Raw genomic sequence first — 26,666 nt, 5'->3', positions numbered from 1 at the left:
CAGGGACGCCAACATGCAACTCATCTTCGATTTCATCTGGAACCAGTCACGCGGCAGATTCCTCGCTGCCATGAGCACGCGGGAGATGGAGCAATGATCGAACTCTCAGCGATTCTCGCACTCGTCAGCGTCGGCATCTTCGCCGCGCACGCGCTGGATGCCTATCGCACCGATGCCTGATTTTGCCGGCGAGAACTTCGCCTGAGGCAAAGCCCGCAGTGGTTCAGCCCGACTGGATCTCGTCAGGCACAGATTTGTTCTCGCCGGAATTAGCCCAATCTAAATCCGGATAGCTCGGATCGGCTGCCTGCGCGCGCGACTTGAGCGGCACGCCCAATTGATGGGCCTTGAACGCCACGCCGCCGACAGTGCGATCCATTTTTTCGGCAATCGCTTGAACTGAATATTCTTGGGACAGCTTCCTGAGTTCGTCGATGTCTTCGGCACTCCAGCGCTTGGCCATTGGCATCCTCTCGTCATGCTCCGGACCAAATTCGGGAAAAATCGGGAAGTTCCAAACCTGGGCGCGATGGCCCGCCAAACTCGGGCGCAACCGACGGAGATACGCTACGGCCGCTTCAACAGCGCGACGGCCTCGGCGACCACGGTGACCAGCGAGGCCATGGTGTAGGGCTTGGGCAGCCATCCGAGCGGGGCATAGGGCTCCGCCCGTCCACGGGTATGTGCATCGTCATGCGCGGTGGCGAAGATGCAGCGGATGGCGAGGTCCTCGTACAATTCCCGCGCGGCATCGATGCCATCGCGATGGCTGGCAAGGCGGATATCCATCACGGCGAGCCAGGGCTGTGCTTCGCGGGCCAGCTCGACCGCCTCCTCGGCAGTAGTGGCCGGACCGACCACGGCGAAGCCGGCCGCGGTCAGCGCGACTTCGGTTTGCATGGCGATCAAGAAATCGTCCTCGACGATGAGGACGCGGACCGGCCCCTGCCTGTCCTGCATCTGTCGCGCTTCTTCGGCAGGCGGCGGCGCAGTGCGGTCCTGCTCAGATGGCGACACCAGGTGCCCTGCATTATGCTGCGGCATCGGTTACAGCTCTAGATTTTCGCGGCGGGAAAATCGACGCACGCTCGCGAAGGATTTTTCGTGACGGACAACGTTCCGCGCAGCTGGCGCGCAAGGCCGAGCACGAGCTGAAGCCCGGATGAGGTCCGGCGCACCGCCTCGAGGTCAAACCCTTCGCCATCGTCCTCGACGCAGAGCACCAGCCGCCCGCCCTCGCCGCCAGCCAGGTTGACGCGAACGGCCCGTGACGCATCGTCCTTGACGCCGTGCTTTACGGCGTTGGTCAGGAGCTCGTTCAATATCAGCGCGAGCGGCATCGCCACATCGTTGGAAAGCACGCCGCGCGCCGCGCCGCAGTCGATGCGCGCACCAGAGGGCAGCAACTGACGGATGGTTTCGCAGACCGCCGGCAAGAATTCTTCCGCCGCGAACCGGCTCGCATCGCTTCGGCCGTACAGCACGCGCTGGGCCGCCGCCATGGCCGCGATCCGCGCGCTGGCTTCGTTCAAGACCTTTCGCGCCTCGTCGCTATGCGCGGTCCTGGCCGCCGCGAACAGCAGCGATTGCAGCATCTGCATGTTGTTCTTGGTGCGATGGTTGAGCTCGTCGAGCAAAAGCCGCTGCTGGGTTTCCGCCTGCCGCCGCTCGCTGATGTCGACCAGCATATTGATGGCGCCGACGACGTTGCCGGATGAATCCCGCAGCGGCGTCGGGAACGGAATGAAGGGCACCCGCGTGCCGTCCGGCCGCTCGGCGACCGCCTCGGCGCCCCGCACCGCGCGCCCTTCCTTCAGCGCCACCGCCATCGGACACTGGTCATGCGGAAGCGGCGTGCCGTCAGGCATGAACAATTTCCATGTCACGCACCATTCGTCGCTGCCGAGCTCCGGCGTGCGCCCTGAGAATTCGACTGCCGCCGGGTTGAAGTAGGTGATCTTGCCCTGCGCGTCGGTGGTGTAGACCGCCGCCGGTATTGCTGCCAGCAACTCCGAAAGACGCTGCTCGCTCTCGCGCAGCTTGCGTTCGGCCGCCTTGCGATCAGTGATGTCGCGGGCGATCTTCGATGCGCCGACAATGCTCCCGCTGCCGTTGCGCACCGGCGAGACAGTCAGCGAAATGTCCAGCAGGGTGCCGTCCTTGCGCCGGCGAACCGTCTCGTAATGATGGATGCGCTCGCCGTTCCGGATGCGCGCGAGAATGCCGGGCTCCTCATCTTCGCGCCCTGGCGGGAACAGAATGGTCACGGGCTTGTCGATGACCTCGCCAGCGCTGTAGCCGAACAGCCGCTCGGCGCCTGAATTCCAGGTGCGGATGATGCCGTTCAGATCCTTGCTGACGATGGCATCGTCGGAGGATTCCACGATCGAGGCAAGCTGCTGCGCTTGCTCCTCTGCGGCACGTCTCGCCTCTTCCGCGCGCAGCCTCGCGATGCCGAAGCCAAGTTGCCGCGCCAGCGTCAACGCGACGTCCAGCTCCGGTTCCTCGAAGGGATGCGGCCGGTCGTAATAGGCCATGAACTTGCCGGCGAGCCGGCCGCTGATCAGGATCGGAATGAAGGCAACGGCCGCGATGCGTTCTTGCGCAATCGCTTCTTTCAGCGCGTCAGAAATATCCGATTTGCCGACGTCCTCGAAATAGACCGGCCGCGGATTGCCCTCATCCCTGCTCCACGGCGAATGGCCTTCGACCGCCCGCCGGTAACCGTCCGACAGGCCGCGCCATCCGATGAAACGCATCACGTCGCTGTCGTCGAACAAGAGGATGGAAGCGCGCTGGCAGGCGAGCGCCGCCAGGATGGCATCAAGGGCGGCGTTGTAAACGTCGGGCAGCGACGTGGCGTATTGCAGCCTTTCGGAAAAGTGGAACAGCGCCGCCTGCTCCTCGCTGCGGCGCGCCAGCGCCTGTTCGGTTTGCTTGCGGGCGCTGATGTCGTGCTGAACGCGCACCGCGTAAAGGAAATTCCCCGATGCATCGCGGACGCTTGAGGATGTTACTTCCACCCAGATGCATGAACCGTCCTTGCGGACGAGACGCTTTTCGATCGTGTAGCGATCGATCTCCCCGGCGATCTGCCGCCTGAATAGTGCAAGGTCCTGCGCGACGTCGGGGGGCGAAGTTTCGTTGAAGACGGAGCGGCCGAGCAGATCGGCTGCCTCATAGCCCATGAGATCGCAGACCTTCTGGTTGACGCGCAGCAGCCGCCCGGCCTGATCGATCTCGACGATCCCGACCCCGACATGTTCAAAGGTAACGGCAAGCTTGTCTTCACGCGCGCCCAGCCATTCTTCATGGGGCATGCGGGCAAGCTCTGAGGTGTCAGACAGGCCCTTTTGGGGAAGTGTCTTGGCCGTCCGCTGCTGGAGGTTCATGCCTGTCATCCCTGCCGCAAGGGCAATTTGCAATACGCGGCATCAGCCATGCAGGAACCAGCACGCATGAGTGTTGCGCTTTAACTTCGGATAAGTCCGCCGGGAGAAAATCGTTCCTGTCGCGATCGCGCCGGCCGCTAGCAGCCACGGCAGATGCCGGTGAATGTGCTCACTTGGGGGCGGCCCCGCTGCCGAACCGGCGGCTTGCGCGGATAGGCCTGACGCGCGCTGTAGATCCGCTGCGACGCGCCGGGCGGCGTCACCGGACGCGCGCGCGGCGACGGCGTATCAACCGTACGGTTGGACAATACCGGCGGCAGCGGCGGAGGCCGAGGATTGGGCTGGAGCGGCGGAATCCTTGCGGCATTACCAATCCCGCTCGGGTCGGAAAGCGCGCTCGGATTGGCCGGGCCGAACGGCACGCCCGAGATCGGCGAATTACCCGCGCCGGCCGAGCCAGCCGGCGGCGTCAGCTGCGCGAATGCCTTTGCGGGGGCGATCAGCGCAAGCGCGACGATGAGAACAAGCGCCGGATGGCGGGTCATCGAACTCTCCAGGGAGCACCAACCGTCATGTAAGGCGGGCGTTCCCTCGCCTCCAGCGCGGCTTTTTGCGCTCTCCGCCTTGTTACGGAGTAGGCGGCGCTGTGAGAATCAGACCTAATCATGGCGCGATCACGTCTGAGATCCTGCCCGGCATGAACCAGCCTGAGGTCCTCGAAGCCGATATCCGCGCCCTGCAGCAATGGCTGCGCGATGCCTGGCAGCAGCTTGGCGATTCCTCGCTCACCACCTTCTCCCGGCGCGAGCTGCGCAACCAGATGAAGCAATGCAGCGCCGACCTGCGGGCGTGCCTGCAAATGGCGGCCGAGCAACGGTCCGAACCGGCCGCGCCGCCGATCCCCGCTTATTCCAAGCCCACGCTGCGAATCCTCTCGTGGTGACCAGGCTTCGCAGGCGACGCCGCGCTATCAAGGGGCTGGTCGGCCGCCGCGCCTTGTTGATAACCCAAAAGCCGTTGGGGCGGCATCGAAACAGCCCGCCAGGGTGTGCTAGGGCATGTCGGCCTGATTAACGACGGACGGAACGTATGCGGATTACCCTGGTCGGTTCCCGCCATTTTGGCGTGACAACATTCAACACGCTGCGCGAACAAGGGGTCGATATCGTCCGCGTCGTCGTTCACGATGGCGAGGACCGGCTTGCCGCCGCCGCGCGGGCCGCGGGGGTCGATCTCATCGTACAGGCCGATCCGAAACGGGTCGCAGCCTCGGAAATTGCCCCCAATACCGACCTGATCGTGACCGCGCACAGCCATGCCCGTGTCACCCGGGAAGCGCTGGCGGCTTCTAAACTCGGCGGCATCGGCTACCACCCCTCGCTGCTGCCCCGCCATCGCGGCATCGCTGCGGTCGAATGGACGATCAAGGAGGGCGATCCCATCGCCGGCGGCACCGTCTACCATCTCGCCGACCGAATGGATGCGGGCGCCATCGCCGCGCAGGAATGGGTCTTCGTCAGGAAGGGCGAGACGGCCCGCGAACTCTGGGAGCGCGCGCTGGCGCCGCTAGGTCAGAAGTTGCTGACTGACGTCATTTTTCACGCCAAGACCCACAACAACCTCCCGGCCACACCGCAGGAGGAGGAGTTCGCCACCCAGGCGCCGAGCCTTTCGGACGCCAAACACTGATCCCCACCATAATACCGTAAGGGGTTCTCGAATCGCGGTCAAATTGGGCGGAATCGGCGAATTTTTCGTTCCCCGCCCGGAACCGGATTCACCTTGATGTGTTTGAAATCCCGGGAACTTTCCTCAGTGCTGCGTCGCACCCAAGTTTGAACACATTGTGACAAGATAAGGCGCTCCATCACACACAATTCGGGGATCTGACCCATGCGCTCCAACCGCATCCGCAACCTGTTGCTTGTTTCGTTTCTTGCGTCCGCCGCCACCCTTGCCACCGCTCCCGCCTCCGCCCAGAGCCCCTATGACGGCCTGTGGCAGGTTACCGTCGTCACAAAAACGGGCAGTTGCGATGCGCAGACTACCGCGTCGGTGAATGTCGCCGACGGCAAGATTTCCGGCGGCCCGGTCTCCGGCACGGTCGGCAGCGGGGGACTTGTGCGAGTCTCGATCAATGGTGCATATGCGAACGGTCAACTCAGTGGCAACTCCGGATCGGGGAAATGGAATGGGGCTTCAGCTGGTGTCGCGTGCAGCGGTCGATGGGAAGCGTCCCGTCAGTAAGGCAAGCCAGACCTCACAATCTTTCGTCCAAGCGCGGCGGCTGACATTTGCAGCCGTCGCGTTTTTTATGGCCGCGTCCGCGGCCTCGCCGAGCCAGGCGCAATCGAGCGCCTTCGCGGGCATGGCCGGCTCGTGGTCCGGCGGCGGCACTGTGACCCTCGACGACGGTTCGAGCGAGCGGATTCGTTGCCGCGCAATTTACAAGGTAGCCGGACCAAGCATGGAGATGGCCCTCACCTGCGCCAGCGACGCCTATAAGTTCAACCTCTCGGCAGCGGTCGTTGCAGCCGGCGGTGAAGTCAGCGGCACCTGGACTGAATCCAGCCGCAATGTCGGCGGCACCATTCAGGGCCGCGGCGCCGGCGGCAGCTTCCAGGTCGTCGCCCAGGCGGCCGGCTTTGCCGCCAACATCTCGCTGAAGACCACCGGCAACAAGCAGCACATCGCACTGCGCGCCGACAGCCAGTTCCGCGCCGCGAATATTTCGCTGTCGAAGTAGGTAGGCCACAATGATTGTCGTCGCCCGCCTTGTGCGCAATTGCGCACTGGGGCGGGCGACGACAGCCGGAATTTTCCTCAGCTCGTCTTCGGCTTCTCGAGCTTCGCCGCGGTCTCCTTGATCGTCTTGGCGATCAGCAAGGCCTGCTCCTTGTTGAAAGCAAAATCCTGCACGCCCTTATGCGTCGTCAACGACAGCACCATGATGTGGGGCTGCTGTTCGGGCCAGCCGGTCGCGAAGGCAGTCACGAAGTCAGCGGTGGTCGGTCGGGAGATGGTCATGGTCGGAATTTTCCCTTGTAGCAATGGCAGGTCTTCGTGGGCCTTCAGGCCGTGGGCACGAAGGCCGTGACTTCGATTTCGACTTTCGCCCGGTAGTCGACCAGCCCTTCGATATAGAGCAGCGTCGAAGGCGGGAAATTGCGCCCCAGCGTTTCCTTCCAGGCCGCGCCGATACCGGGCCCTGCCGCTTCGTACTCGCTGCGGCTGGTCAAATACCAGGTCAGGCGCACAATGTGCTCGGGTCCTGCCCCGGCTTCGCCGAGCAGCTTGACGATGCGCCGCAGCGCGGTGCCGACCTGCGCGGCCATGTCAGGGGCGTACTCGCCCTTCTCGTCGCCGCCGGTCTGGCCGGCCAGCACGATCCATTTGCCCGAAGCGCCGAATTCGACGCCGTGCGAGAAGCCGCGGGGTTTCGACCATTCGGCCGGTTGCAAGATGCGCATGCGTAAGTCCTCCCTGAAGACCCGCGCTCTTAGCATTGACCGCCGGTTGCTCCCACAGCGAATTTGCGGCGCGGCGCATCGCTGCCCCCGCGCATTTGCACGTTGCTAATTGTGGCGGGTTGTGGCGGGTTCGCCGCTACCCGCCTGCCCAACCCCTCGCCTCACACATGGATCGCACACCTTCGAAACCCCTGGCCGCGCTGTGGATGGCCGGCTGGCTCACCTTGATGCTGGTGATCGCGATCGCCGGACGCGAGGCCGCGCGCGAGATCAACGTGTTCCAGCTCATGGAGATGCGCTCGATCATTGGCTTCCTGATGCTGTATCCGCTGATCCACGCGAGCGGTGGCTTGGCGGCGATGAAAACGACGCGCCTGCCGCAGCACGTGGCGCGCAATATCATCCATTATGGCGCACAGCTTGGCTGGTTCTTTGCGCTGACGCTGATCCCGATCGGCCAGGTGGTGGCCATTGAATTCACCATGCCGATCTGGACCGCGCTTCTCGCCGCGACGTTTCTCGGCGAGCGCATGACGGTCTGGAAGATCGCGGCGATCGTACTCGGCCTCGTCGGCGTGGTCGTGATCGTTCGTCCGGCCACCAGCGAAATCAATCCCGGGCAGTTGATTGCGCTTGGCGCCGCCCTCGGGTTCGGCGTTTCGGTCGCGATGGTGAAATCGCTGACGCGTACCGAGCAGCCGCTCGCGATCATGTTCTGGATGCTGGTGGTGCAGTCGGCCGCGGGCCTGTTTCCCGCGCTCTATGTCTGGCAGTGGCCCGCTGCCCATCTCTGGTTCTGGGTGGTCGTGATCGCTTTTTGCGGCACGTTCTCGCACTACTGCATGGCGCGCGCGATGCTGCATGCAGACGCGACCGTGGTGATCCCGATGGATTTTCTGCGGGTTCCCCTGAGCGCCGCCGCCGGCTGGCTGATCTACTCGGAGCGGCTCGATCTGTTCACCGTGACCGGCGCCGTGCTGATCCTCACCGGCAATCTGTTGAACCTGAAGCCTAACGCCTCGCCGGCGCGCGTCCAAAAGTGACGCAGGGAATCGCCAAGGGAATCTGCCAAGGCTGGATTTTATTTCCCGCGCTGTGATCTAGATCACGTAAGGAAGCGTGTCGAGAAGGTAACGGATGGCTCCGGATTTGGTTTTTCGCCTGCTTTTTTGTGGTGCGAAGCAGGCGGTTTTTTGTAATGTCCCGCCAGCGTTGCTGCCAAATCTTTTCGATTCTGCAGGGGGATTCCTATGCGTTTTAAAACCCTCATTTTGTCCGCTGTTTGCATGATCTTTGCGGCGGGTACCGCCAGCGCTGAAAAGCGTGTGGCGTTCGTCGTCGGTAACGGCACCTATAAGAACGTCGCGCCGCTTCCAAACCCGACCGTCGACGCCAAGGCGATGGCCTCCGCGCTGCGCAATGTCGGCTTCGACGTGGTCGAGGGCTCCAATCTCACCCGCGACAAGATGACGGAACGGCTGCTCGATTTCGGCAAGAAGGCGCAAGGCGCCGATGTCGCGCTGTTCTTCTATGCCGGTCACGGCATCGCCATCTCGGGCACGAACTATCTGTTACCGATCGACGCCGACATCAAATCGGAAATGGATGTGAAGCTCGGCGCGGCCATCAATATCGACCTCACCCTCGAGCAGACCATGGGCGATGCCAAGGTCAAGCTCGTGTTCCTAGATGCCTGCCGCGACAATCCGTTCGCCGCCAAGATCAAGTCGAACTCAGCGACCCGCAGCGTCAACGTGCAGACCGGCCTTGCCGAGATGAAGTCCGGCGAGGGCACCCTGATCGCGTTCGCGACCGGCCCGGGCCAGACCGCGCTCGACGGCCAGGAAGGCGGCAACAGCCCGTTCACCCGCGCCCTGCTCGCCAACCTCACCCAGCCCGGCGTCGAGATCCAGCAGGCGATGACCAAGGTCCGCGCCCAGGTCAATGAGGAGACCAACAAGGGCCAGCTCCCCTGGGGCCACACCAACCTGATCGGCGCGGTCTATCTGAACGGCGCGCCCGCGCCGGGCGCGGTGGCGGCGGCAGCGCCGGCCGCAGGCGCCAAGGCAGGCTCGGACGTCGAACTGGAGTTCTGGCGCTCGATCAAGGATTCGACCAAGCCGGAAGAGTACAATGCCTACCTGACCAATTATCCCAACGGTCAGTTCCGCTCGCTGGCGCTGTCGCGGATCGCTTCGCTGGAAAGCGGCGCGAAGGAAAAGGACGCGACCCGCAACCTGACCACCGGCATCGATCCCGCGACCTTCAAGGAGGAAGCGAACCAGACCACCGAGGACCAGATCGGGCTCGACAAGGGCCAGCGCCGCGACGTGCAGCGCCGCCTGACCGGACTCGGCTTCGATACCAAGGCCACCGGCCAGTTCGACGCGCCGACCCGTGCGGTGATCACGCGCTGGCAGGCCGCACGCGGCTATCCCAAGAGCGGCTATCTCAACAGGCTGCAGCACAAGGCGCTGTTGACCGAGATCGTCGCCGCGGCGCCGGCGGTTTCCGAGGAGGAAAAGCCGAAGCCGCGCCGCGCCGCCCCGAGCACCGTCCAGGCCCAACCGCAGCCGCAGCAGGCCCCGCCGCAGCGCCAATATAGCGCTCCCGCTCCCGGTCCCGACCCCGCTGGCGCCGGTCGGTTTATCGGCGGCGTCGTCGGCGGCATGCTGCGCTGACGGCCAGCAGAGCCAGCAAAAAGGCCCGGGGCGATCCCGGGCCTTTTCTTTTGCGCATCTCTTTTGCGTATCCGAAATCGATTTCGATCGCAGCGTGCTATTTGCCGGCCGCCTTCCGCAGCGCTTCGTTGATGCGGTCCTGCCAACCCGGCCCGCCCTCCTGAAACCATTCCAGCACATCCTGGTCGATGCGCAGCGTGACCTGCTCGCGAACGCCGGGCACGGTGACCGTCTTTGGCGGCGCTTCCGCGACCTTGGCGGTGGCCCGCTTGAAGGCGGCCTCGGCCTCGGTGCGTGCGTCGTTCAGGGTTCGCGGCCGGCGGGGCTGGTCTGCCATCACTAGATTCCTTCAAACAATGCGGTCGACAAATAGCGCTCGGAGAATGACGGCACGATCGCGAGGATGGTCTTGCCGGCGGCCTCGGGGCGCTTACCGATCGCCAGCGCCGCCGCAATGGCGGCGCCGGAGGAAATGCCGCCGGGAATGCCTTCCATCCGCGCCAGCGCGCGGGAGGTCTCGATCGCCGTCGGGCCGTTGACCCTGACGATCTCGTCGATCACCGAGCGATCCAGAATGTCCGGAATAAAGCCGGCGCCGATGCCCTGGATCTTGTGCGGCGTGTGCTGTCCGCCGCCAAGCACCGGACTTTCCTCTGGCTCGACAGCGACGATCCGCAACGACGGCTTGCGCGGCTTCAACACCTGCCCGACGCCGGTGATGGTGCCGCCGGTGCCGACGCCGGCGACGAAGAAATCAATGTTGCCGCCAGTGTCGTTCCAGATCTCCTCGGCCGTGGTGCGCCGATGAATTTCGGGATTGGCGAGGTTCTTGAACTGCTGCGGCATCACAGCGTTGGGCGTCGTCCGCACCAGTTCCTCCGCTGTTGCGATCGAGCCCTTCATGCCTTGGGCGGCCGGCGTCAGGATGATCTCGGCGCCGAGAAACGCCAGCATCTTGCGCCGCTCGATCGACATGGATTCCGGCATCACCAGCTTCAGCCGATAGCCGCGCGAGGCCGCGACGAACGCCAGCGCGATACCGGTGTTGCCCGACGTCGGCTCGATCAGCACCGTATCGGCGTTGATCACACCGGCCTTCTCCATCGCAATCACCATCGCCGCGCCGATGCGGTCCTTCACGCTCGCGGCGGGATTGAAGTATTCGAGCTTGGCGAGGATGGTTGCGCTAACACCATTCACCTCCGGCAGCTTGCGCAGGCGGACGATCGGCGTATCGCCGATCGCGTCGACGATGGAGTCGAACACCCGGCCGCGCCCTGGGCGCTGCACCGCACTCGTGGCTGACGACGCATCCATCTCGCACTCCTGTCGACGTTGATGTCGGGAAAATTGGCGCTATCCTACTTAGAAGTCTGTCGCCGCGCTGCGCAAGGCGGAATTGCAGGCGCGAAGAATTCGCTGCATTGCAAAACAAGAACGTGACTAAATATCGCGAAATCAACGCATTTGTGTTGCGACATCGTCAAAGATTTTGGTGTATACTTTCGTAGTGAGCTGAGCCTTCGGGCTCGGACCGCGAAGGAGATCACGATGGCAGCGTTTGCTGAAGTCCGGTCGACCGTAGCGTTTAGGCCCGATCCGCGTGGATCTGATTTGCCGACGTGCCCTGTGTGTGCCGATACCATGGTGGCAGCGGAAGCCTCCGCCTACCTCAACGACAACGTGATCAGCTATCTCTGGACCTGCGACACCTGCGGTTACGGATTCGTGACCAAGCATTCGGTCAAGAGGTTCGCCTGCAACTGACATGTAAGCTCCATCGCTAGCAAGGTCACGCGCGCCCATCCGGCGCGCGTTTGTTTTTGATCCCTAAAATTCTAACCATTCCGCATCGCACGCCGTCTCTGCAAATGAATTTGCGCTAGTTGACCGGCGCGCGAGAGAGGGAGTTGGCTTCGGCGTTATATGCGATCCGGCGATGGGCGAGTTGAAACCACATCTTTCCCTCTGGAAGCAGAGGCTGGGCGCCGTACCGGATGAGATATGGCGCAGGACCGACCTGCAGGCGCTCGTTCTGGCCGACAACGATTTGACCGAGATTTCGGAACGCGTGGGGGATCTCCGCCAGCTTCGGATGCTCGACCTCGGCCATAACAGACTGTCTGAGCTGCCGGCCGGTCTCGGCCGTCTCGAAGAGCTGCGCGACTTCCTCTATTTGCACGATAACCGGCTGACGCAGCTTCCGGACTCGCTCGGCCGCCTCCGGCGCTTGCGGTACCTCAACATCAGCGGGAACGCGTTCGAAGTTTTCCCCGAGATCGTCACGACCATGGTGGGTCTCATTGAACTGCGCGTTACGGACAATCGCCTGACGGAGCTTCCGCCGTCGATCTCGCAGCTGACGAACCTGCGGGAGCTTCACCTGCGTAACAATCAGCTTGCGACGCTGCCGGACTCCGTCCGTGTGATGCGCGAGCTGCGCCAGATCGACCTGCGCGGAAATCCCGTCACCAGCCTGCCTGAGGGCCTGATCGCGCTGCCGCGTCTTGAGAAGCTTGACCTTCGCTGGATCACCACTTTGGAACCGCCGCGATGGTTTTCGGAGCTGGAAGCCAACGGGTGCGTCATCTACCTCTGAAGTCACATCCGTGGCGGTATATCGCCCTTCGCCCATCCGGCGCGCGTGCGTTCGCGGAAGTCGGCAAACGAACCCTGTGCAATCGCGTCGCGCATGCCCTGCATCAAGTGCTGGAAATAGGCCACGTTGATTTCCGACAGCAGCATCGCGCCGAGCGTTTCGCCCGACCGCACCAGATGATGCAGATAGGCGCGCGAGATGTTGTGCGCCGAAGGCCAATCACTTTCTTCATCCAGCGGGCGCGGATCGTCGGCGTGGCGCGCGTTGCGCAGATTGATCTGTCCGAAGCGGGTGAACGCCATGCCGTGGCGGCCGTTGCGGGTCGGCAGCACGCAATCGAACATGTCGATGCCGCGCGCCACCGCTTCCAGCAAATCTTCCGGCGTGCCGACGCCCATCAGGTAGCGCGGGCGGTCCGCCGGCAGCAGCGGTGCGGCTTCCTCGATCATCGCCAGCATCACCGCCTGCGGCTCGCCGACCGCGAGCCCGCCGATCGCATAACCGTGGAAACCGATGTCGACGAGTTCGCGCGCACTTGTTCGGCGCAGTTCGGGGACATCGCCACCCTGCACGATGCCGAACAGCATATAGCCCTCAGGGGCGCTCTCGAACGCCTGCTTGCTTCGCTCGGCCCAGCGCAGCGACAGCCGCATCGCGCGCTCAATGTCGTCGCGCGTCGCCGGCAGCCGCACGCACTCATCCATCTGCATGGCGATGTCGGAGCCGAGCAGCCGCTGCACCTCGATCGAGCGTTCCGGCGACAATTCGACCTTGGCGCCATCGATATGCGAGCGGAAGGTCACCGCCTTCTCGCTCACCTTGCGCAGGTCGGACAGCGACATCACCTGGAAGCCGCCGGAGTCGGTCAGCATCGGCCCGTTCCACCCGGTGAAGGTCTGCAGGCCTCCGAGCGCAGCGATCCGCTCGGCGCCTGGCCGCAGCATCAGATGATAGGTATTGCCGAGCACGATATCGGCGCCGGCATCGCGCACCTCGCGCCAGTGCATGCCCTTCATGGCGCCCGCGGTGCCGACCGGCATGAAGGCGGGTGTCCGGACGACGCCGTGGGGTGTGGTGAGGCGGCCGGTCCGGGCGGTGCCGTCGGTGGCGAGCAACTCGAAATGATTGGGAAGATTGGCGGGAAGATTCATGGCGCTGCTTATTGCGTGCCGGGAACGGCCGATCAACCGCCCCGTGCGGCGGTCCAGGCTCAGCCCTTTCCGGCGCTCCAGGCTTCGCGCTGGGCAAGGACGCGGGCCACCTCGGCCATGTTTTCCGTTCCCCACGTGCATAGCGGCGCGAGGGCTTGAGCGAGGCTGTGTCCCAAGGGCGTGAGCGAATAATCCACCCGCGGCGGCACTTCCTTGTAGTCGGTGCGCCTCAGAATGCCATCGGCCTCAAGCTCCTTCAGTTGCTGGATCAACACCTTGTCGCTGACGCCGCGAACCGCTCGTTTGAGCTCGCCATAGCGGTTCGGTCCCTGAAGCAGGAAGTACAGGACCAATGGCTTCCACTTGCCGGAGATCACGCGCAGCGTGGCGTCGAGCCCGCAGGTGAAATTGGCGATGGGGTCAGGTGTCGAGATCATATTTTTATACTTACCAAAAGGTGCATACTTGTCGATAGGTATGTACCCTGCCAGCTAAGTGCCACCTGAAAATGGAGGCACGATATGAACAGGCTAAAAGGCAAGACGGCGGTGGTAACGGGAGGCGGAAGCGGTATCGGGCTCGCGACCGCCAAGCGCTTCGTCGCGGAAGGCGCGTTCGTCTACATCTTCGGGCGGCGACAGGCTGCGCTCGATGCCGCACTGGTGCAGCTTGGGTCGAATGCGCGCGCCGTGAGGGGCTCGGTCAGCGATCTCGCCGATCTCGACCGGCTATTCGGGACCGTGAAGGTGGAGCGAGGCCACGTCGACATCCTGTTTGCCAATGCGGGGACCCGGGGAGTTGGTGCCGCTCGGCGAGATCACGCCCGAGCATTACGACCAGACCTTCGACACCAACGTCAAAGGTACGCTCTTCACTGTGCAGAAGGGCCTGCCGCTGATGGCAGCCGGGGCGTCGATCATCCTGACCGGTTCGAGCACCGGGGTCATGGGAACGCCTAGTTTCAGCGTCTACAGCGCAACCAAGGCGGCGATCCGCAACTTCGCGCGCAGTTGGGCGCTGGACCTGAGAGGTACCGGCATTCGCGTCAACGTACTCTCGCCGGGACCGACGCGGACGGAGCTGGCTATGGAGGTCGTCGGCGCAGCGGGCATGAACGGGATGGGCGCGGGCACGCCGCTCGGCCGTCTCGGAGATCCGACTGAAACGGCTGCGGCGGCCGCCTTCCTGGCGTCCGGCGACAGCAGTTTCATGACCGGGAGCGAGGTCTTTGTGGACGGCGGCTTCGCGCAGATCTGATTGTCCCTGTGACCGTCGGGCGACACCGCCCGACGGTCGATCCACCCAGCTTTCGGCTTGTTAAATAAAACGATACCGTATAGTTTTATGGATGGGCAGGACGGGGCGCTGCGGCCGATGAGGGCTATGGCGGCAAGTACATGTACGGTGACTGACCGCGAATGCCCTCCCCCCATTTCCTGACTGAATCAATCCGTTCCGACCTTCGGATCTGGAGAAAGGGCTCACGCCTGCTCGGCTCGGCCGCTCTGGCGTGCTACCTGGCCCTGGCCGCCTGCACGTCGCTGCCACGGACGCCTTACAGCGCCGCGGATGCGAGCACCGCCCGCGTGCTCGATCTCGACGGTCTGCGGCGCTACACCGACGAGCCCGTCACCAAATTCCGTTTCGAGAAAGAGGCCCCCTCTTCGACCAGGACCTATCTCGCGCTCTCCGGCGGCGGCGCCGATGGCGCCTACGGCGTGGGCGTATTGAACGGCTGGACCGCGGCCGGCACCCGCCCGGCCTTCTCGGTGGTTTCGGGCGTCAGCACCGGCGGCCTGATTGCGCCCTTCGCGTTTCTCGGGCCCCAATATGACGACACGCTGCGGGAGGTCTACACCAGCGGCATCGCGGAAAGCCTGCTCGACGATCCCAGCATCATCCGCGTGCTGTTCGGATCCGGCCTATTTGGCAACAAGCGATTGCGCGAGCTCGTGGCCCGCTACGTCGGGCCGGAAATCCTGGCGGCCGTGGCGCGCGAGGACGCCAAGGGCCGCAAGCTGCTCGTGGTGACGACCGATCTCGACACCCAGCGCACTGCGGTTTGGGACATGGGGAAAATCGCCGCGGTCGGCTCGCCCGAGGCGCTGCATCTGTTTCGCGACGTGATGGCGGCTTCGGCCAGTATCCCGCTGGTCTTCCCGCCGATCCTGATCGAGGCCGAGGGCCAGGGCCGACGTTTTCAGGAGATGCATGTCGACGGCGGCGTCACCGCGCCGGTTCTGACACTGCCGGACGCGCTGATCCTGCAGGGCCGCCTGCCGGCCAACAGCCGGATGAACATCTACATTCTCGTCAACAAGAAGCTCGAACGGACCTTTGAGCTGGTGTCCAACAGCACGCTCGATGTCGCCTCACGCAGCCTGTCGTCAATCACCCAATCCCAGACCCGCTCGGTGATCTTCTCGACCTATGATTTCGCCAAGCGCAACCGCTGGGGTTTTCATCTGTCCTATATCGAGCGCGACTATCCCGCCTCGCCCAAGGAGGGATTCGACACCGGCTATATGCGCGTGCTCTATCAGTATGGGTATGAGAAAGCAGCGTCGGGCCACGCCTGGACCTCGACGGTGCCATGAGCCAGGCCGGGGAACGAGGACCGTGGCCCCGGATCAGCAGCGCACCACGCCGCCAAGGGGCGGCGCGTTGCGCAGCATGCGGGGAACGGAGAGCGGTTTGGGCCAGATTCGCCATGACGCCCCTCTTGCTGCACGTTATAGAGCAATGACTGTTATCAGGACCGCGCAGGAATCATTGGGCATGGGATTGACTGCGACCAAGGCCAGGCCGGCGAAACGGAACATCCCGAAGTCGCGCGGCGGGCGGCCGACGAAAAGCGCCGCCATCGAGCGCGATCAGCGCCTGATCGAGGTTGCCACCCGTCTTTTCCTAGACCGGGGCTATGATGCAACCTCGCTTGATGCGGTTGCCGAGGCAGCCCGCGTCAGCAAGCCCACCGTCTATGCGCGCTACGGCGACAAGCGCGGCCTGTTCGCGGAAGTGCTGAGGCGCGAAATCGACCGCTGGCTGGCGCCGCTTGCCGAAGCCGCGGAGGTGCAGCTTACGCGTCCCTCGGACATCTCGGTCGAGCAGCGCCTGATCGAGGTCGGGCGCGAGATGCTGATGTTCACCTGCGGGCCCGACGCCGTCGCGTTCAGCCGGATGATGACATCGCAGGCCATCAACTTTCCCGATATCGCCAAGCTCGGCAAGGAAGAGGGCTGGCTGAAGGCGGTTTCGACGACCGCGCGCTTCTTCGATCATCTGGTCGCGCAAGGCGCGATGGACGTCGAGGATACCGGCATTGCGGCCGAGGTGTTTCTCGACGTGGTGGTCGGTCACACCCACCGCATGGCGACGTTCGGAACGCCGCTCGAGATGAAGTCCGCCGAAAAGCGCATGCGCTCGGCGATCAGGCTGTTCCTGGCCGGCGCGCTCGGGCCGCCGAGCCGCGTTCAGCCCACCACCCCCAAGGGAACCGTCCGGCGGCGCGCTTCCCGCTGACAATTCCGTGAGAACACGTTCACGGCCCGCCAGCCTCATTGCCCAAAATAAAACGATACGGTATGGTTTTGTTACAAGCGAAGTGCAGGTTCCTGCTAACGGGTCCCCGGCGGGAGCCTGCGCCGCTTCATCGCCGCAAACGGCGATTCAGCTCCGTTTGCGACGCTCCGCGGCCGACCCGATGTCCCCCAAAGGGTCGGCCGCGCGTTGTACGAGGGTGGTCCGGCGGTTCCGCCGGCAGAGCAGTCTCGGGATAGACAGGCTCATGGATGGAGGCTGCAAGATGCGTAAGTCCGGCTGGAGACCATTGCTCGCGATCGCCCTGGTGGCGATGATCCTCCCTGCCCCCGTGTATGCCCTCGCCTCGCCAACCGATGAGCCGGCCGCGGTCCACAACGAGGCCGAGGATGGCGCCGCGTCCGACCAGAAGGCGATCAGCCGCGAACTCGAACTCTTTCGGGGCACGGCGGTCTCGCTCAGCCAGGCGATGGCGATTGCCGAAGCCCTGCATGCCGGCGCGACAACTGCCGATGTCAGCTTCGACGGCGCGCCTGATGCGCCGGTCTACCGGGTAAAGATCCTGCACAATGACCGCATCTGGCACCACGCCGTCAACGCCACGACCGGCGAGGTCGTCGGCGGCGAAGCCGCGCTGCCGCTGAAGGAGCTCGATGCCGAGGACCGCAGCAATCTCGCCGCGCTCAAGACGATCCGGTACCAGCTGGCGGATGCCGTTCGCGTCGCCGAATACGCGGCATCCGGCAAGGCGATCAGCGGCGGCCTGATCCGCCAGCGCAACCGGCTGAATTTCGCGATCGTCGTCATCAGCGGCGGCGACATGAAAGAGGTGATCCTCGCGCCTCCTGCCGTCGCAAGACGGCGATGACAGGCACCTCAGGCCCCGTTGCAGCCAGATGCCGGCTGAAACCCATTGACGGCGGCGCCAGGCTGCCGCATAAGTCCACGCCATGACGATCTCGACCAAAACCACCGCGAAAACCAAAGCACCCTCCGGGGGCTCGGGAGCCGCGCGCGCGTAGTCGAACGACCGCAACATCCGAACCGAAGCCCCGCCTGAAAAGGACCGGGGCTTTTTTATTGCCCAGACCATTGATGCCCAGAGAGGACAGACCCGTGAGCTACGAACCCGTTGTTGCCATTGCCGGCGTGACCGGCGCCGTCGGCGCCGAATTCATCGCCACGATGAACCGGCGCAATTTTCCCGTCCGCAAGCTCAAGGCGCTGGCCAGCGCCCGCTCGGCCGGCAAGGCCGTCGAATTCCGCGGGCAGAGCATCGTCATCGAGGAGCTCACTGAGAAGTCGTTCGAGGGCGTCGACATCGCGCTGTTCTCGGCCGGCGGCAGCATCTCGCGCAAGTTCGCACCGGCTGCCGTGAAGGCCGGCGCGGTAGTCGTCGACAATTCCTCCGCCTTCCGCATGGATCCGAACGTGCCGCTGGTAATCCCGGAGATCAATGCGGGCCGCATCAGGGATCATAAGGGTATCATCGCCAATCCGAACTGTTCGGCGATCACGGCACTGGTGCCGCTGTGGCCGATCCACCGGCAGAACCGCATCAAGCGCATGATTGTCTCGACCTACCAGGCAGCGAGCGGCGCCGGCGCCGCGGCCATGGAAGAGCTCGTGGAATCGACCCGTGCCTACCTCGATGGCCGGCCGTTCACGCCCAAGGTGATCCCGCTGCCCTACGCCTTCAACGTCTTCAGCCACAACACGGCGATCGACCCGGAGACCGGCTACAACGACGAAGAGACCAAGGTAATCAAGGAGACCCGCAAGATCTTCGAGGATGAGAAGATCGCCATCGGCGTCACCTGCGTGCGCGTGCCCGTGCTGCGCGCCCATTGCGAGGCGATCACCTTCGAATGCGAGAAGCCGATCACCGAGGACGAGGTGCGCGCGATCCTGTCGAAGGCGCCGGGCGTGAAAATCGTCGACGACCGCGCGAAGAACTACTTCCCGATGCCGATCGATGCCTCAGGCCAGGATGATGTTCTCGTCGGCCGCATCCGCAAGGATCTCAGCGACGCTTCCGGCCACTCGATCTCGATGTTCGTCTCGGCCGATCAGCTACTGAAGGGCGCGGCGCTGAATGCGATCCAGATCGCGGAGTTGCTCCCGCAGCGCGCGATGGCGTGATGATCTTGTAGGGTGGGCAAAGCGAAGCGTGCCCACCATTCAGACTGACGATGCGGCACGATGGTGGGCACGGCGCAAGTGCGCCTTTGCCCACCTACCGCACCCTACGTACCTACGCTCCCGTCACCCGCCAGATGCAATTGCCGACGTCGTCGGCGACCAGCAGCGAGCCATCGGGACCGAGCGTGACGCCGACTGGCCGCCCGTACGAGACCTTCTCATCGGGCGCGAGAAAGCCCGTCAAAATATCCCCCGCCGGGCCGGAGGGGCGGCCGTTCTCGAAGGGAACGAAGACGACGGCATAGCCGCTGAGCGTGCTGCGATTCCAGGAGCCGTGCTGGCCGATCACCATGCCGTCGGGAAAGCCCGGCAGCGTGCCCGCCGGCATCCAGCACAGGCCGAGCGAGGCGGTGTGGCCGCCGAGCGCGTAATCCGGCTGGATGGCTTTCGCGACCATCGCCGGGTCCTGCGGCACGCGGTCGTCGACCGTCTGGCCCCAATAGCAATAGGGCCAGCCGTAGAAGCCGCCGTCGCGCACCGAGGTCAGATAGTCCGGCGGCGTCTCGTCGCCGAGGCCGTCGCGCTCGTTGACGACGGTCCAGAGCACGCCAGTGTTGGGCTCAAAGGCGAGCCCCACGGGGTTGCGCAGGCCGCTGGCGAAGATGCGGCTGGTGCCGCCTGCCAGATCGAGCTCATAGACGGCGGCGCGGCCCTCCTCGACCTCCATCCCCATCTCCGCGATGTTGCTGAGCGAGCCGACGCCGGCGTAGAGCTTCGTGCCATCGGGGCTCGGCAACAGGCTGCGCGTCCAGTGCCCGCCGGGCTTGAAGGTGACGAGCTTGCGTCCTTCGGCCGTAATGCGGTCGCTACCTGCGACATAGGGAAAGGCGACCACGCCATCGGTGTTGCCGACGTAGAAGGTGTCACCGACCAGCGCCATGCCGAACGGCTGGCTCAGCCCGTCCATGAAGATCCCGCGCCCCTCGGCGACGCCATCGCCATCGCGGTCGCGCAATAGCGTGATGCGGTCGGCACTGACGCCGAGCGCCGCGGCACGCCGCATCGTCGCCTGCATCGCATAGTGAAATACGCTTCTGGGCTTTCCGGCGATCTGCGTCGCCTCGGCGATCAGGACGTCGCCATTGGGCATGACGTTGATCCAGCGCGGATGGTCCAGATCCCTGGCAAAGGCGTTGACCTTGAGCCCGGGCGCCGCGGCCGGCTTCTGTCCCTCGCTCCAGCCCTGCGCGGTCGGCATCTTGAGCGTCGGGATGGCGCCTTGCGGCCTGGCGGTAGGAATTGCGGGGGTGCTGCCCCAGGCCGCCTTCGGCTGCGCGCCCTGCATCCGACGCCAAAACAGTGCGCCAGCGCCGACCAGCGCGACCAAGCGCGCAAAAATACTGGAAAAACTCATGCAGTTCCCCTGTTGGTCACGCGGCACGATGCGCCGAGAGACGGTAGTACTACGATCTTTTCGGAAGCGGCCGAATCGAAGACATACAACCGTGGCGCTTGATTGTCAGAGCGCTTCCTCCCTGAACCTTTAGCCCGCCCTCGGCGGGCTTCTTTTCCTGACCCGCGGCCGAAAGACCGTGTCAGCTTCGCGCGCGAAACAGCAGGCAGGCATCGCCATAGGAATAGAAGCGGTAACCGGCGGCGATGGCGTGGGCATAGGCCCGCTTCATCGTTTCGAGGCCCGAGAAGGCCGACACCAGCATGAACAGCGTCGAGCGCGGCAGATGGAAATTGGTCAGGAGAATATCGACCGCGCGAAACCGGTAGCCCGGCGTGATGAAGATCGAGGTCTCGCCCTCGAACGGCTGGATGATACCGTCTTCGCGCGCGGCACTTTCGAGCAGCCGCAGCGAGGTGGTGCCGACCGCGACGATGCGTCCACCTTGCGCGCGCGCATCGTTCAGCGCCGCCGCTGTATCCGATGAGATCGAACCCCACTCGGCATGCATCCTGTGCTCGGAGGTCTCCTCGACCTTGACCGGCAGGAAGGTCCCGGCCCCGACATGCAGCGTCAGCCGGTGCAGAGCGACGCCCCGCTCGCACAGCGCCGCTTCCAGCGCCGGCGTGAAATGCAGTCCTGCGGTCGGCGCGGCGACCGCGCCCTCATTGGCTGCAAACATGGTCTGGTAGTCGGCGGCGTCGCGATCGTCGGGCGTGCGCTTGCTGGCGATATAGGGCGGCAATGGCGGCGTGCCGAGATCGGCGATGGCCTGGTCCAGCGCCGGGCCGTGGAACGAGAACGACAGCGTGATCTCGCCCTCCTCGCCCTTGGCCTCGACCTCGGCATCGAGATGGCCGAGCAGGCACACCTTGCCCTCATTGCCGAAGCGCACGGTGTCGCCGGGCGCTAGCTTCTTGGCGGGCTTCACCAGCGCACGCCAGCGCGAGCCGTCCAGCCGCTTGATCAGGGTCGCCTCGATCTTCGGCTCGGTCTCGCGGCCGATGCGACGGCCCTTGAGCTGGGCGGAGATCACCTTGGTGTCGTTGACAACGAGCTGATCGCCCGGCTCCAGCCAGCGCGGCAGTTCGGCGACCGTGCGGTCGTGCAGCACGCCGTCGCCCTTCACCACCAGCATACGCGCGGCATCGCGCGGACTGGCGGGCCGCAGCGCGATGCTTGTCGCGGGGAGTTCGAAGTCGAAGAGATCGGTGCGCATGGCCCAAGCCGTCATCACCCGCCTTGTGCGCAATTGCGCACTGGGGCGGGCGATCCAGTACTCACAGACCGCTCTTATTACCAACGCTGGCGAGTACTGGATGCCCCGCCTTCGCGGGGCATGACATTAGAGTGAGTTGTGAAAGCTAAGCAGCGTCCAGCGCCATCCGCGCCTTGACGATCTTATCCGGGTTCTGCACCGGCTCGCCGCGCTTGATCTTGTCGACGTTCTCCATGCCCGAGGTGACCTTGCCCCAGACCGTGTACTGGCCGTTGAGGAAGGAGGCGTCGTCGAAGCAGATGAAGAACTGGCTGTCGCCGGAATCCGGATTCGCCGCGCGGGCCATCGACACGGTGCCGCGGACGTGCGGCTCCTTGTTGAACTCGGCCTTCAGCTTGTTGCCGGAACCGCCGGTGCCGGTGCCGTGCGGGCAGCCGGTCTGCGCCATGAAGCCTTCGATGACGCGATGGAACACGATGCCGTCGTAAAACCCGTCGCGCACCAGCTTCTTGATCTGGGCGACGTGGCCAGGCGCGAGGTCGGGACGCATCTCGATGGTGACCGGGCCTTGGGTGGTCTCAAGGATCAAAGTATTTTCTGTATCAGCCATGCTCTTTTCTCTTCCGGTTTGGGTGGACGTTTACGGGTTCTGAAAGTGACCGCCAAAGGCCGGCCGGCAATCGCACCGCCGAGTCCCTCGGTAAATGGCAACGGCGTACAGCGTTGCAATGTTTCCATCACCGCAATTCGGTACGCGATCCGGTCACTGTCGCCGGCGCCTGCGGTTTCATAGGTAATCCTGGGTTGACCAAGAATCGCCCCTTCGCGGTTGAAACTGACGACGACGGTAATATCGAGCGGGCTGACGCCCGGGCCTGGCGGCGGCCGCCAGCACGAATGCAATCTGGCGAACACATCCTTGAGCGTGTCGAGCTGCTGTGGCTGCGCCGAAGCCGATACATCCGACACAAGCCACACCAGCGCGGCAGCAATCCAGAACGAAGAGCTGCGCCGCGCCGGCCTCATTGCCTCACTTGATGTCGGATGCGACCTGCACCTTCACCATCTTGTCGGGATCGACGACCGGTTCGCCGCGCTTGATCTTGTCGACGACGTCCATGCCGGACACCACCTCGCCGATCACGGTGTACTTGCCGTTCAGCGAGGCGCCTTCCGCGAACATGATGAAGAACTGCGAATTCGCCGAATTGGGATCGCTGGTGCGCGCCATGCCGACGATGCCGCGCTTGTAGGGCACGTTGGAGAACTCGGCCGGCAGGTTCGGGTATTTCGAGCCGCCGGTGCCGTTGAAGTTCTTGCCGTCGCCGGTTTGCGCCATGAACCCTTCGATCACGCGGTGGAAAGGCACGTTGTTGTAGTAACCTTCGCGCGCGAGCAGCTTGATGCGCTCGGCATGCTGGGGCGCAAGGTCGTTGCGCAGCTTGATCACGATGCGGCCCTTGGTGGTGTCGATCACGATCGCATTCGCCTTGTCGAGACCGGCGGGCAGTTGCTGGGCGACGGCGGGCGCGGCGAGGAACAGTGCGGCAAGAACGGCGAGAATTCGGATCATGAAAGCTCCGCTGATGTGAAACAGGAAAGCGTCGGGGCGCGCAGGTGCGCGTCAGCCCGCAAATTTCTTCTTCAGGCTGGCTGCAACCGATGGCGGCACGAAGGCGGAGAAGTCGCCGCCCATGCCGGCGATCTGGCGCACCAGCGTCGCGGTGATCGGGCGGACCGCGGGTGATGCCGGCACGAACACGGTATGCACCTCGGGTGCCATGACCTCGTTCATGCCGGCAAGCTGCATTTCGTAGTCCATATCGGTTCCGTCGCGCAGGCCCCGAATCATGATGGTCGCACCGACCTGCCGCGCCGCGGTGACGGTGAGGTTGTCATAGGTAGTGCAGTCGAACGCGCAGCCGGCCTGTTGCGCGATCGGCTCGCAGGTCGCCCGAACCATCTCGAGCCGTTCCTCGGTCGAAAACAGCGGCTTCTTGCCGGAATGGACACCGATGGCCACAATCAGGCGGTCGCACAGCGGCACGGCGTGCCGGACCACGTCCAGATGGCCGTTGGTGATGGGGTCAAAGGAACCGGGATAGAGCGCGATACGGGGCATAGGCCCCGTCTACCGCGCCCCGGGCGGCCCGGCAAGCCACGCGGGTTCCCATCTGGCCCATTGGCCTGAATTGGATCGGCCAATGGCCGAATTCCCGAAAAGCCGCTGCTGCCGGCGATTGTTTCGTCGCAGCCAGCCCGACGAAACAAAACTCGGCCGGGACGAAACCATTTTCCGCGGCCGCGAAGACAGCCGGAAACTTGCGTTAACTACAACCTCCCCAACGAAACGACGGGCCGCCAAGGCCCATCTCAGGGGACCGTCATGATCAAGGCTTTTACCGCGGTTGCTGCCGCCGCATTCATCGCCGCTGCGCTGACCGTACTGCCCGGCTTTGCTCCTCAGGTCGAAGCAAGCGTGCCGCAGGCACTGGCCAAGGGCGACCGCTTGGATATCCGCACCGTCAGCAAGGACTGCTCGCAGCAGGCTTGGCCGAACTTTGAGGCCTCGTGCCTGCGTACCGCCGGCTCCAAGTCGGTGGTCAAGGAAGCCCGCCTGGTGACCGCCGACCGCACTCCGTAAGCGGCAAGGATTTTCGTTCCAACTCCTCCAAGGAACGCTATCGTGGCGAGCAGGGATGCCCCCCTGCTCGCCGCTGGCGTTTTGGGGCGGCGGCGCGCCTATCTAGGCGCATAATCTGGCCTGCCGGTCGCGCCGGCCGATGATCTCTCGCACCCGCGCTTGACAGATGCCACCGCGTCAATCCTATGGCCGCAGAAGCCAGCAGGGAGTGAAATGACCGCGGTGGCCAGCACCATGTTCGACAGCGTCCTCTATCGCGACGTCTTCTCCACGCCGGCCATGCGGGCGGTGTTTTCCGACGATGCCCTGCTCAAGGCCTATGTACAGGCCGAAGTGGCGCTTGCCACGGCGCAGGGCGAAACCGGCGTCATTCCGCGCGAGGCGGCCGAGGCGATTGCGCGGCAGGCCCCGGCGGTAGTGCTCGATCATGCGCAATTGAAGCGTGACACCGAGAATGTCGGCTATCCCATCGTCGGCCTGGTCCGTCAGCTGTCGCAGGCGCTCGGCGAGCCCGGCCGCTATCTGCACTGGGGCGCGACCACCCAGGACATCATGGATACCGCGACCGTGCTGCAACTGCGCGAGGCGGTGATCCTGATCGAGGCCCAACTCGCCGAGGTCATGGATACGCTCGCCAGTCTGGCCCGCCGCCACCGCGATACGCCGATGGCCGGGCGAACCCATCTGCAGCAGGCGCTGCCTGTTACCTTCGGCCACAAGGCGGCGATCTGGCTGTCGGCGCTGCAACGTTCGGCCGAACGGCTGGCGCAGGCCAAACCCCGCGCGCTGCAGGCCCAGCTCGGCGGCGCCGCGGGCACGCTGGCCTCGCTCGGCGACCGCGGACTGGACGTGCGCGCGGCTTACGCGCGGGCGCTCGATCTGAATGAGCCCGACATCACCTGGCACGTCGCCCGTGACGGGCTGGTCGAGATGGTGCAGACGCTGGCCGTGATCTGCGGCGCGCTCGGCAAGATCGGTTACGATGTCATGATTTTGATGGCGACCGAGATTGGCGAGGTGTTCGAGCCGTTCTCCTCGCATCGCGGCGCATCCTCGACCATGCCGCAGAAGCGTAATCCGATCTCCTCGGAAATCCTGCTGGCCAACGCCAAGGCCTCGCGCGACGCCGCTTCGCTGATGCTGGATGCGATGGTGCAGGATCTCGAGCGCGCTACCGGACCCTGGCATTGCGAATGGCTCTCTTTACCCCAGGCCTGCCTGCTGACCGCCGGCTCGCTGGCGCAGGCGCAGTTCATGCTCTCGGGCCTGATCGTCGAACCGGCGGCGATGAAGAAAAACCTCGATTCCACGCGCGGCCTGATCGTCGCCGAAGCCGTCATGATGGGGCTCGCGCCCGCGCTCGGCCGCCAGAGCGCGCATGATGAGGTCTACGCCGCCTGCCGCGACGCTTTCGAGCGCGGCGATGGCCTACTGGACGCGTTGCTGCGCCGTCCCACCATCGCATCCGCCCTGCCGCGCGATCAGCTAGCCGCCTTGTGCGAACCATCCAACTATCTCGGAACGGCCGCGCAGATGGTCGACCGCGTGCTGGCCCGTCAGGCCAAGCGGTAAATCAAACAGAGGTTATCGCCGCTCGTCCCGGGCTTCTCGCTTCGCCATTCCGGCTTCAACACGCGCGACGCCCCGAAACCGCAGCGCCGCCGCCCATTGGACGCCATTTTCCCGTTGCTGGCTGAGGCCGATGCGATAGCTTATCTGGCGAGTTGGGGCAGGTGATGAAAGCTGGCGATAGACCAACGAGATCGAAAAGCCGTGCGACCACGGCAAAGCGCCGCGGTCCACCAAGGGCCGCGACCGCCTCCAGCCCTGCGAAAAAGAAGGCCGCAAGAGCAAGAGCCGAAACGTCCGGCATATCGGAGGTCGAACAGCTTAGGCTCGAACTGCAGGAAGCCAGGGAGCGGCAGGCCGCAACCGCCGAGGTTTTGAGCCTGATCTCGGACTCGCCGACCGGCATCCAGCCGGTGTTCGACAGGATCATCAAGAACGCCGCCCGGCTTTGCCACAGCGTGCTCAGCGCCATCTATCGCCGGGACGGCGATCATGTTCATCTGGTCGCATACGACCAGTTCTCCCCGGAATCGATCGCCGCGGTGGAGAAGGCCTACCCTGCTCCGCTCACCAGCGGCAACCTGATCTCGGTCGCCATCCGCGAGCGCCGCGTCGTGCACGAGCCGGATGTGCTCGTCTCCGGCGGGTACAGCGAGCTGCAGAGAGCATCAGGCTATCGCAGCATCCTCGTCGTACCGATGCTGCGCGACGACGTCGCGATCGGCGCCATCGCGGTGATGCGGCTCGAGCCGAAACTGTTTCCCAAGCCGCAGGTCGAGCTTCTGAAAACCTTTGCCGGCCAGGCG

The 26,666-nt window shown here is 64.4% G+C and carries 30 protein-coding genes and 2 pseudogenes; 16 read left to right on the top strand and 16 right to left on the bottom strand.

Annotated elements, in window-relative coordinates:
- Window positions 1-223 precede the first annotated feature (223 nt).
- From QA643_RS19860 to QA643_RS19845, 4 genes are all read right to left on the bottom strand, one after another.
- Window positions 224-463, bottom strand: coding sequence for a hypothetical protein (locus QA643_RS19860; protein WP_283027607.1), 240 nt, complete (start codon window positions 461-463; stop codon window positions 224-226).
- 104 nt (window positions 464-567) lie between these two features.
- The gene (locus tag QA643_RS19855) at window positions 568-1,044 is read right to left on the bottom strand and encodes a response regulator (RefSeq protein ID WP_283027606.1); all 477 of its coding nucleotides are present in this window, start codon (window positions 1,042-1,044) and stop codon (window positions 568-570) included.
- An 11-nt stretch (window positions 1,045-1,055) separates the two neighbouring features.
- On the bottom strand, window positions 1,056-3,392 hold the full coding sequence (locus tag QA643_RS19850; RefSeq protein WP_283027605.1) for a PAS domain S-box protein: 2,337 nt from the start codon (window positions 3,390-3,392) through the stop codon (window positions 1,056-1,058).
- A 137-nt stretch (window positions 3,393-3,529) separates the two neighbouring features.
- Entirely contained in the window at window positions 3,530-3,937 is a 408-nt protein-coding gene (locus QA643_RS19845; protein WP_283027604.1) for a hypothetical protein, read from the bottom strand.
- A 101-nt stretch (window positions 3,938-4,038) separates the two neighbouring features.
- Between QA643_RS19845 and QA643_RS19840 the strand changes: the two genes are divergently transcribed.
- The 4 genes from QA643_RS19840 to QA643_RS19825 all read left to right on the top strand — a co-directional run bounded on the left by QA643_RS19840 (window position 4,039) and on the right by QA643_RS19825 (window position 6,138).
- Window positions 4,039-4,335, top strand: a complete 297-nt coding sequence (locus QA643_RS19840; protein ID WP_283027603.1) for a hypothetical protein — start codon at window positions 4,039-4,041, stop codon at window positions 4,333-4,335.
- Between the two features lie 146 nt (window positions 4,336-4,481).
- A complete protein-coding gene (locus tag QA643_RS19835; protein ID WP_283027602.1) occupies window positions 4,482-5,081 on the top strand; it encodes a formyltransferase family protein in 600 nt (199 codons plus the stop codon).
- Between the two features lie 204 nt (window positions 5,082-5,285).
- Window positions 5,286-5,639 carry a hypothetical protein gene (locus QA643_RS19830; protein ID WP_283027601.1) on the top strand — a complete coding sequence of 118 codons (354 nt, stop codon included), beginning with the start codon at window positions 5,286-5,288 and terminating at the stop codon, window positions 5,637-5,639.
- Window positions 5,640-5,706: 67 nt separating this feature from the next.
- A complete protein-coding gene (locus tag QA643_RS19825) occupies window positions 5,707-6,138 on the top strand; it encodes a hypothetical protein (protein WP_283027600.1) in 432 nt (143 codons plus the stop codon).
- Window positions 6,139-6,215: 77 nt separating this feature from the next.
- On the opposite strand, the gene QA643_RS19820 is transcribed toward QA643_RS19825, so the two are convergent.
- Window positions 6,216-6,419 (bottom strand): hypothetical protein, encoded by a 204-nt coding sequence (locus tag QA643_RS19820; protein WP_283027599.1) that lies wholly within the window; start codon window positions 6,417-6,419, stop codon window positions 6,216-6,218.
- A 44-nt stretch (window positions 6,420-6,463) separates the two neighbouring features.
- The gene (locus QA643_RS19815) at window positions 6,464-6,862 is read right to left on the bottom strand and encodes a RidA family protein (protein WP_283027598.1); all 399 of its coding nucleotides are present in this window, start codon (window positions 6,860-6,862) and stop codon (window positions 6,464-6,466) included.
- A 167-nt stretch (window positions 6,863-7,029) separates the two neighbouring features.
- Here QA643_RS19815 and QA643_RS19810 point away from each other — a divergent pair, with 167 nt between their 5' ends.
- Both QA643_RS19810 and QA643_RS19805 read left to right on the top strand, forming a co-directional pair.
- Window positions 7,030-7,905 (top strand): DMT family transporter, encoded by an 876-nt coding sequence (locus QA643_RS19810; protein ID WP_283027597.1) that lies wholly within the window; start codon window positions 7,030-7,032, stop codon window positions 7,903-7,905.
- Between the two features lie 207 nt (window positions 7,906-8,112).
- Window positions 8,113-9,543 carry a caspase family protein gene (locus tag QA643_RS19805; protein WP_283027596.1) on the top strand — a complete coding sequence of 477 codons (1,431 nt, stop codon included), beginning with the start codon at window positions 8,113-8,115 and terminating at the stop codon, window positions 9,541-9,543.
- 97 nt (window positions 9,544-9,640) lie between these two features.
- Here QA643_RS19805 and QA643_RS19800 read toward each other — a convergent pair whose 3' ends face one another.
- Window positions 9,641-9,880, bottom strand: a complete 240-nt coding sequence (locus tag QA643_RS19800) for a BrnA antitoxin family protein (protein ID WP_283027595.1) — start codon at window positions 9,878-9,880, stop codon at window positions 9,641-9,643.
- 2 nt (window positions 9,881-9,882) lie between these two features.
- A complete protein-coding gene (gene cysK, locus QA643_RS19795) occupies window positions 9,883-10,860 on the bottom strand; it encodes a cysteine synthase A (protein WP_283027594.1) in 978 nt (325 codons plus the stop codon).
- Between the two features lie 234 nt (window positions 10,861-11,094).
- Between cysK and QA643_RS19790 the strand changes: the two genes are divergently transcribed.
- Together QA643_RS19790 and QA643_RS19785 are read left to right on the top strand one after the other, a co-directional pair.
- The gene (locus QA643_RS19790) at window positions 11,095-11,310 is read left to right on the top strand and encodes a hypothetical protein (RefSeq protein WP_283027593.1); all 216 of its coding nucleotides are present in this window, start codon (window positions 11,095-11,097) and stop codon (window positions 11,308-11,310) included.
- 172 nt (window positions 11,311-11,482) lie between these two features.
- Window positions 11,483-12,142, top strand: coding sequence for a leucine-rich repeat domain-containing protein (locus QA643_RS19785; protein ID WP_283027592.1), 660 nt, complete (start codon window positions 11,483-11,485; stop codon window positions 12,140-12,142).
- Window positions 12,143-12,144: 2 nt separating this feature from the next.
- Here the strand turns inward: QA643_RS19785 and tgt are convergent, their stop codons facing one another.
- Window positions 12,145-13,293, bottom strand: coding sequence for a tRNA guanosine(34) transglycosylase Tgt (gene tgt, locus QA643_RS19780; protein ID WP_283027591.1), 1,149 nt, complete (start codon window positions 13,291-13,293; stop codon window positions 12,145-12,147).
- A 59-nt stretch (window positions 13,294-13,352) separates the two neighbouring features.
- Entirely contained in the window at window positions 13,353-13,730 is a 378-nt protein-coding gene (locus tag QA643_RS19775) for a helix-turn-helix domain-containing protein (RefSeq protein WP_283027590.1), read from the bottom strand.
- 84 nt (window positions 13,731-13,814) lie between these two features.
- Between QA643_RS19775 and QA643_RS19770 the strand changes: the two are divergent.
- The 5 genes and pseudogenes from QA643_RS19770 to QA643_RS19750 all read left to right on the top strand — a co-directional run bounded on the left by QA643_RS19770 (window position 13,815) and on the right by QA643_RS19750 (window position 18,975).
- Window positions 13,815-14,550 (top strand): annotated as a pseudogene (locus tag QA643_RS19770) (SDR family oxidoreductase).
- 161 nt (window positions 14,551-14,711) lie between these two features.
- Entirely contained in the window at window positions 14,712-15,890 is a 1,179-nt protein-coding gene (locus tag QA643_RS19765; RefSeq protein ID WP_283027589.1) for a patatin-like phospholipase family protein, read from the top strand.
- 181 nt (window positions 15,891-16,071) lie between these two features.
- Window positions 16,072-16,815, top strand: coding sequence for a TetR/AcrR family transcriptional regulator (locus QA643_RS19760; protein WP_283027588.1), 744 nt, complete (start codon window positions 16,072-16,074; stop codon window positions 16,813-16,815).
- A 283-nt stretch (window positions 16,816-17,098) separates the two neighbouring features.
- Window positions 17,099-17,701: a PepSY domain-containing protein gene (locus QA643_RS19755; RefSeq protein WP_283027587.1), complete on the top strand. Its 603-nt coding sequence runs from the start codon at window positions 17,099-17,101 to the stop codon at window positions 17,699-17,701.
- A gap of 227 nt (window positions 17,702-17,928) precedes the next feature.
- Complete coding sequence (locus tag QA643_RS19750) at window positions 17,929-18,975, top strand: aspartate-semialdehyde dehydrogenase (protein ID WP_283027586.1); 1,047 nt, start codon at window positions 17,929-17,931, stop codon at window positions 18,973-18,975.
- 112 nt (window positions 18,976-19,087) lie between these two features.
- Here QA643_RS19750 and QA643_RS19745 read toward each other — a convergent pair whose 3' ends face one another.
- The 6 genes from QA643_RS19745 to coaD all read right to left on the bottom strand — a co-directional run bounded on the left by QA643_RS19745 (window position 19,088) and on the right by coaD (window position 23,769).
- Complete coding sequence (locus tag QA643_RS19745) at window positions 19,088-20,389, bottom strand: sorbosone dehydrogenase family protein (RefSeq protein WP_283027585.1); 1,302 nt, start codon at window positions 20,387-20,389, stop codon at window positions 19,088-19,090.
- Window positions 20,390-20,570: 181 nt separating this feature from the next.
- On the bottom strand, window positions 20,571-21,647 hold the full coding sequence (gene queA, locus QA643_RS19740; protein ID WP_283034857.1) for a tRNA preQ1(34) S-adenosylmethionine ribosyltransferase-isomerase QueA: 1,077 nt from the start codon (window positions 21,645-21,647) through the stop codon (window positions 20,571-20,573).
- Between the two features lie 145 nt (window positions 21,648-21,792).
- A complete protein-coding gene (locus QA643_RS19735) occupies window positions 21,793-22,257 on the bottom strand; it encodes a peptidylprolyl isomerase (protein ID WP_171713391.1) in 465 nt (154 codons plus the stop codon).
- Window positions 22,233-22,673, bottom strand: coding sequence for a hypothetical protein (locus QA643_RS19730; RefSeq protein WP_283027584.1), 441 nt, complete (start codon window positions 22,671-22,673; stop codon window positions 22,233-22,235). The genes QA643_RS19735 and QA643_RS19730 overlap by 25 nt, the downstream gene beginning before the upstream one ends.
- 4 nt (window positions 22,674-22,677) lie before the next feature.
- Window positions 22,678-23,220, bottom strand: a complete 543-nt coding sequence (locus QA643_RS19725; protein WP_283027583.1) for a peptidylprolyl isomerase — start codon at window positions 23,218-23,220, stop codon at window positions 22,678-22,680.
- Window positions 23,221-23,271: 51 nt separating this feature from the next.
- Window positions 23,272-23,769, bottom strand: a complete 498-nt coding sequence (gene coaD, locus QA643_RS19720; RefSeq protein WP_283027582.1) for a pantetheine-phosphate adenylyltransferase — start codon at window positions 23,767-23,769, stop codon at window positions 23,272-23,274.
- A 264-nt stretch (window positions 23,770-24,033) separates the two neighbouring features.
- On the opposite strand from coaD, the gene QA643_RS19715 reads away from it, so the two are divergent.
- The 3 genes and pseudogenes from QA643_RS19715 to QA643_RS19705 all read left to right on the top strand — a co-directional run.
- Window positions 24,034-24,291, top strand: a complete 258-nt coding sequence (locus QA643_RS19715) for a hypothetical protein (protein ID WP_283027581.1) — start codon at window positions 24,034-24,036, stop codon at window positions 24,289-24,291.
- 213 nt (window positions 24,292-24,504) lie between these two features.
- On the top strand, window positions 24,505-25,863 hold the full coding sequence (pcaB, locus tag QA643_RS19710) for a 3-carboxy-cis,cis-muconate cycloisomerase (protein WP_283027580.1): 1,359 nt from the start codon (window positions 24,505-24,507) through the stop codon (window positions 25,861-25,863).
- Window positions 25,864-26,027: 164 nt separating this feature from the next.
- Window positions 26,028-26,624: pseudogene (locus tag QA643_RS19705) on the top strand (GAF domain-containing protein); the annotation flags it as partial.
- Window positions 26,625-26,666: the final 42 nt, after the last annotated feature.

This window comes from Bradyrhizobium sp. CB3481, assembly GCF_029714305.1.
In the GTDB taxonomy this organism is placed as follows: Bacteria; Pseudomonadota; Alphaproteobacteria; order Rhizobiales; family Xanthobacteraceae; genus Bradyrhizobium.
The sequence above is the reverse complement of the archived record's forward strand: the minus strand, read 5'-3'. Positions and strand labels throughout refer to the sequence as shown.

What these genes read in the sequence shown, in the direction of transcription:
- QA643_RS19860 (WP_283027607.1), bottom strand. Translation starts at nt 463, where the DNA reads ATGGCCAAGCGCTGGAGTGCCGAAGACATCGACGAACTCAGGAAGCTG.
- QA643_RS19855 (WP_283027606.1), bottom strand. Translation starts at nt 1,044, where the DNA reads ATGCCGCAGCATAATGCAGGGCACCTGGTGTCGCCATCTGAGCAGGAC.
- QA643_RS19850 (WP_283027605.1), bottom strand. Translation starts at nt 3,392, where the DNA reads ATGAACCTCCAGCAGCGGACGGCCAAGACACTTCCCCAAAAGGGCCTG.
- QA643_RS19845 (WP_283027604.1), bottom strand. Translation starts at nt 3,937, where the DNA reads ATGACCCGCCATCCGGCGCTTGTTCTCATCGTCGCGCTTGCGCTGATC.
- QA643_RS19835 (WP_283027602.1), top strand. Translation starts at nt 4,482, where the DNA reads ATGCGGATTACCCTGGTCGGTTCCCGCCATTTTGGCGTGACAACATTC.
- QA643_RS19830 (WP_283027601.1), top strand. Translation starts at nt 5,286, where the DNA reads ATGCGCTCCAACCGCATCCGCAACCTGTTGCTTGTTTCGTTTCTTGCG.
- QA643_RS19825 (WP_283027600.1), top strand. Translation starts at nt 5,707, where the DNA reads ATGGCCGCGTCCGCGGCCTCGCCGAGCCAGGCGCAATCGAGCGCCTTC.
- QA643_RS19820 (WP_283027599.1), bottom strand. Translation starts at nt 6,419, where the DNA reads ATGACCATCTCCCGACCGACCACCGCTGACTTCGTGACTGCCTTCGCG.
- QA643_RS19815 (WP_283027598.1), bottom strand. Translation starts at nt 6,862, where the DNA reads ATGCGCATCTTGCAACCGGCCGAATGGTCGAAACCCCGCGGCTTCTCG.
- QA643_RS19810 (WP_283027597.1), top strand. Translation starts at nt 7,030, where the DNA reads ATGGATCGCACACCTTCGAAACCCCTGGCCGCGCTGTGGATGGCCGGC.
- QA643_RS19805 (WP_283027596.1), top strand. Translation starts at nt 8,113, where the DNA reads ATGCGTTTTAAAACCCTCATTTTGTCCGCTGTTTGCATGATCTTTGCG.
- QA643_RS19800 (WP_283027595.1), bottom strand. Translation starts at nt 9,880, where the DNA reads ATGGCAGACCAGCCCCGCCGGCCGCGAACCCTGAACGACGCACGCACC.
- cysK (WP_283027594.1), bottom strand. Translation starts at nt 10,860, where the DNA reads ATGGATGCGTCGTCAGCCACGAGTGCGGTGCAGCGCCCAGGGCGCGGC.
- QA643_RS19790 (WP_283027593.1), top strand. Translation starts at nt 11,095, where the DNA reads ATGGCAGCGTTTGCTGAAGTCCGGTCGACCGTAGCGTTTAGGCCCGAT.
- QA643_RS19785 (WP_283027592.1), top strand. Translation starts at nt 11,483, where the DNA reads ATGGGCGAGTTGAAACCACATCTTTCCCTCTGGAAGCAGAGGCTGGGC.
- tgt (WP_283027591.1), bottom strand. Translation starts at nt 13,293, where the DNA reads ATGAATCTTCCCGCCAATCTTCCCAATCATTTCGAGTTGCTCGCCACC.
- QA643_RS19775 (WP_283027590.1), bottom strand. Translation starts at nt 13,730, where the DNA reads ATGATCTCGACACCTGACCCCATCGCCAATTTCACCTGCGGGCTCGAC.
- QA643_RS19765 (WP_283027589.1), top strand. Translation starts at nt 14,712, where the DNA reads ATGCCCTCCCCCCATTTCCTGACTGAATCAATCCGTTCCGACCTTCGG.
- QA643_RS19760 (WP_283027588.1), top strand. Translation starts at nt 16,072, where the DNA reads ATGGGATTGACTGCGACCAAGGCCAGGCCGGCGAAACGGAACATCCCG.
- QA643_RS19755 (WP_283027587.1), top strand. Translation starts at nt 17,099, where the DNA reads ATGCGTAAGTCCGGCTGGAGACCATTGCTCGCGATCGCCCTGGTGGCG.
- QA643_RS19750 (WP_283027586.1), top strand. Translation starts at nt 17,929, where the DNA reads ATGCCCAGAGAGGACAGACCCGTGAGCTACGAACCCGTTGTTGCCATT.
- QA643_RS19745 (WP_283027585.1), bottom strand. Translation starts at nt 20,389, where the DNA reads ATGAGTTTTTCCAGTATTTTTGCGCGCTTGGTCGCGCTGGTCGGCGCT.
- queA (WP_283034857.1), bottom strand. Translation starts at nt 21,647, where the DNA reads ATGCGCACCGATCTCTTCGACTTCGAACTCCCCGCGACAAGCATCGCG.
- QA643_RS19735 (WP_171713391.1), bottom strand. Translation starts at nt 22,257, where the DNA reads ATGGCTGATACAGAAAATACTTTGATCCTTGAGACCACCCAAGGCCCG.
- QA643_RS19730 (WP_283027584.1), bottom strand. Translation starts at nt 22,673, where the DNA reads ATGAGGCCGGCGCGGCGCAGCTCTTCGTTCTGGATTGCTGCCGCGCTG.
- QA643_RS19725 (WP_283027583.1), bottom strand. Translation starts at nt 23,220, where the DNA reads ATGATCCGAATTCTCGCCGTTCTTGCCGCACTGTTCCTCGCCGCGCCC.
- coaD (WP_283027582.1), bottom strand. Translation starts at nt 23,769, where the DNA reads ATGCCCCGTATCGCGCTCTATCCCGGTTCCTTTGACCCCATCACCAAC.
- QA643_RS19715 (WP_283027581.1), top strand. Translation starts at nt 24,034, where the DNA reads ATGATCAAGGCTTTTACCGCGGTTGCTGCCGCCGCATTCATCGCCGCT.
- pcaB (WP_283027580.1), top strand. Translation starts at nt 24,505, where the DNA reads ATGACCGCGGTGGCCAGCACCATGTTCGACAGCGTCCTCTATCGCGAC.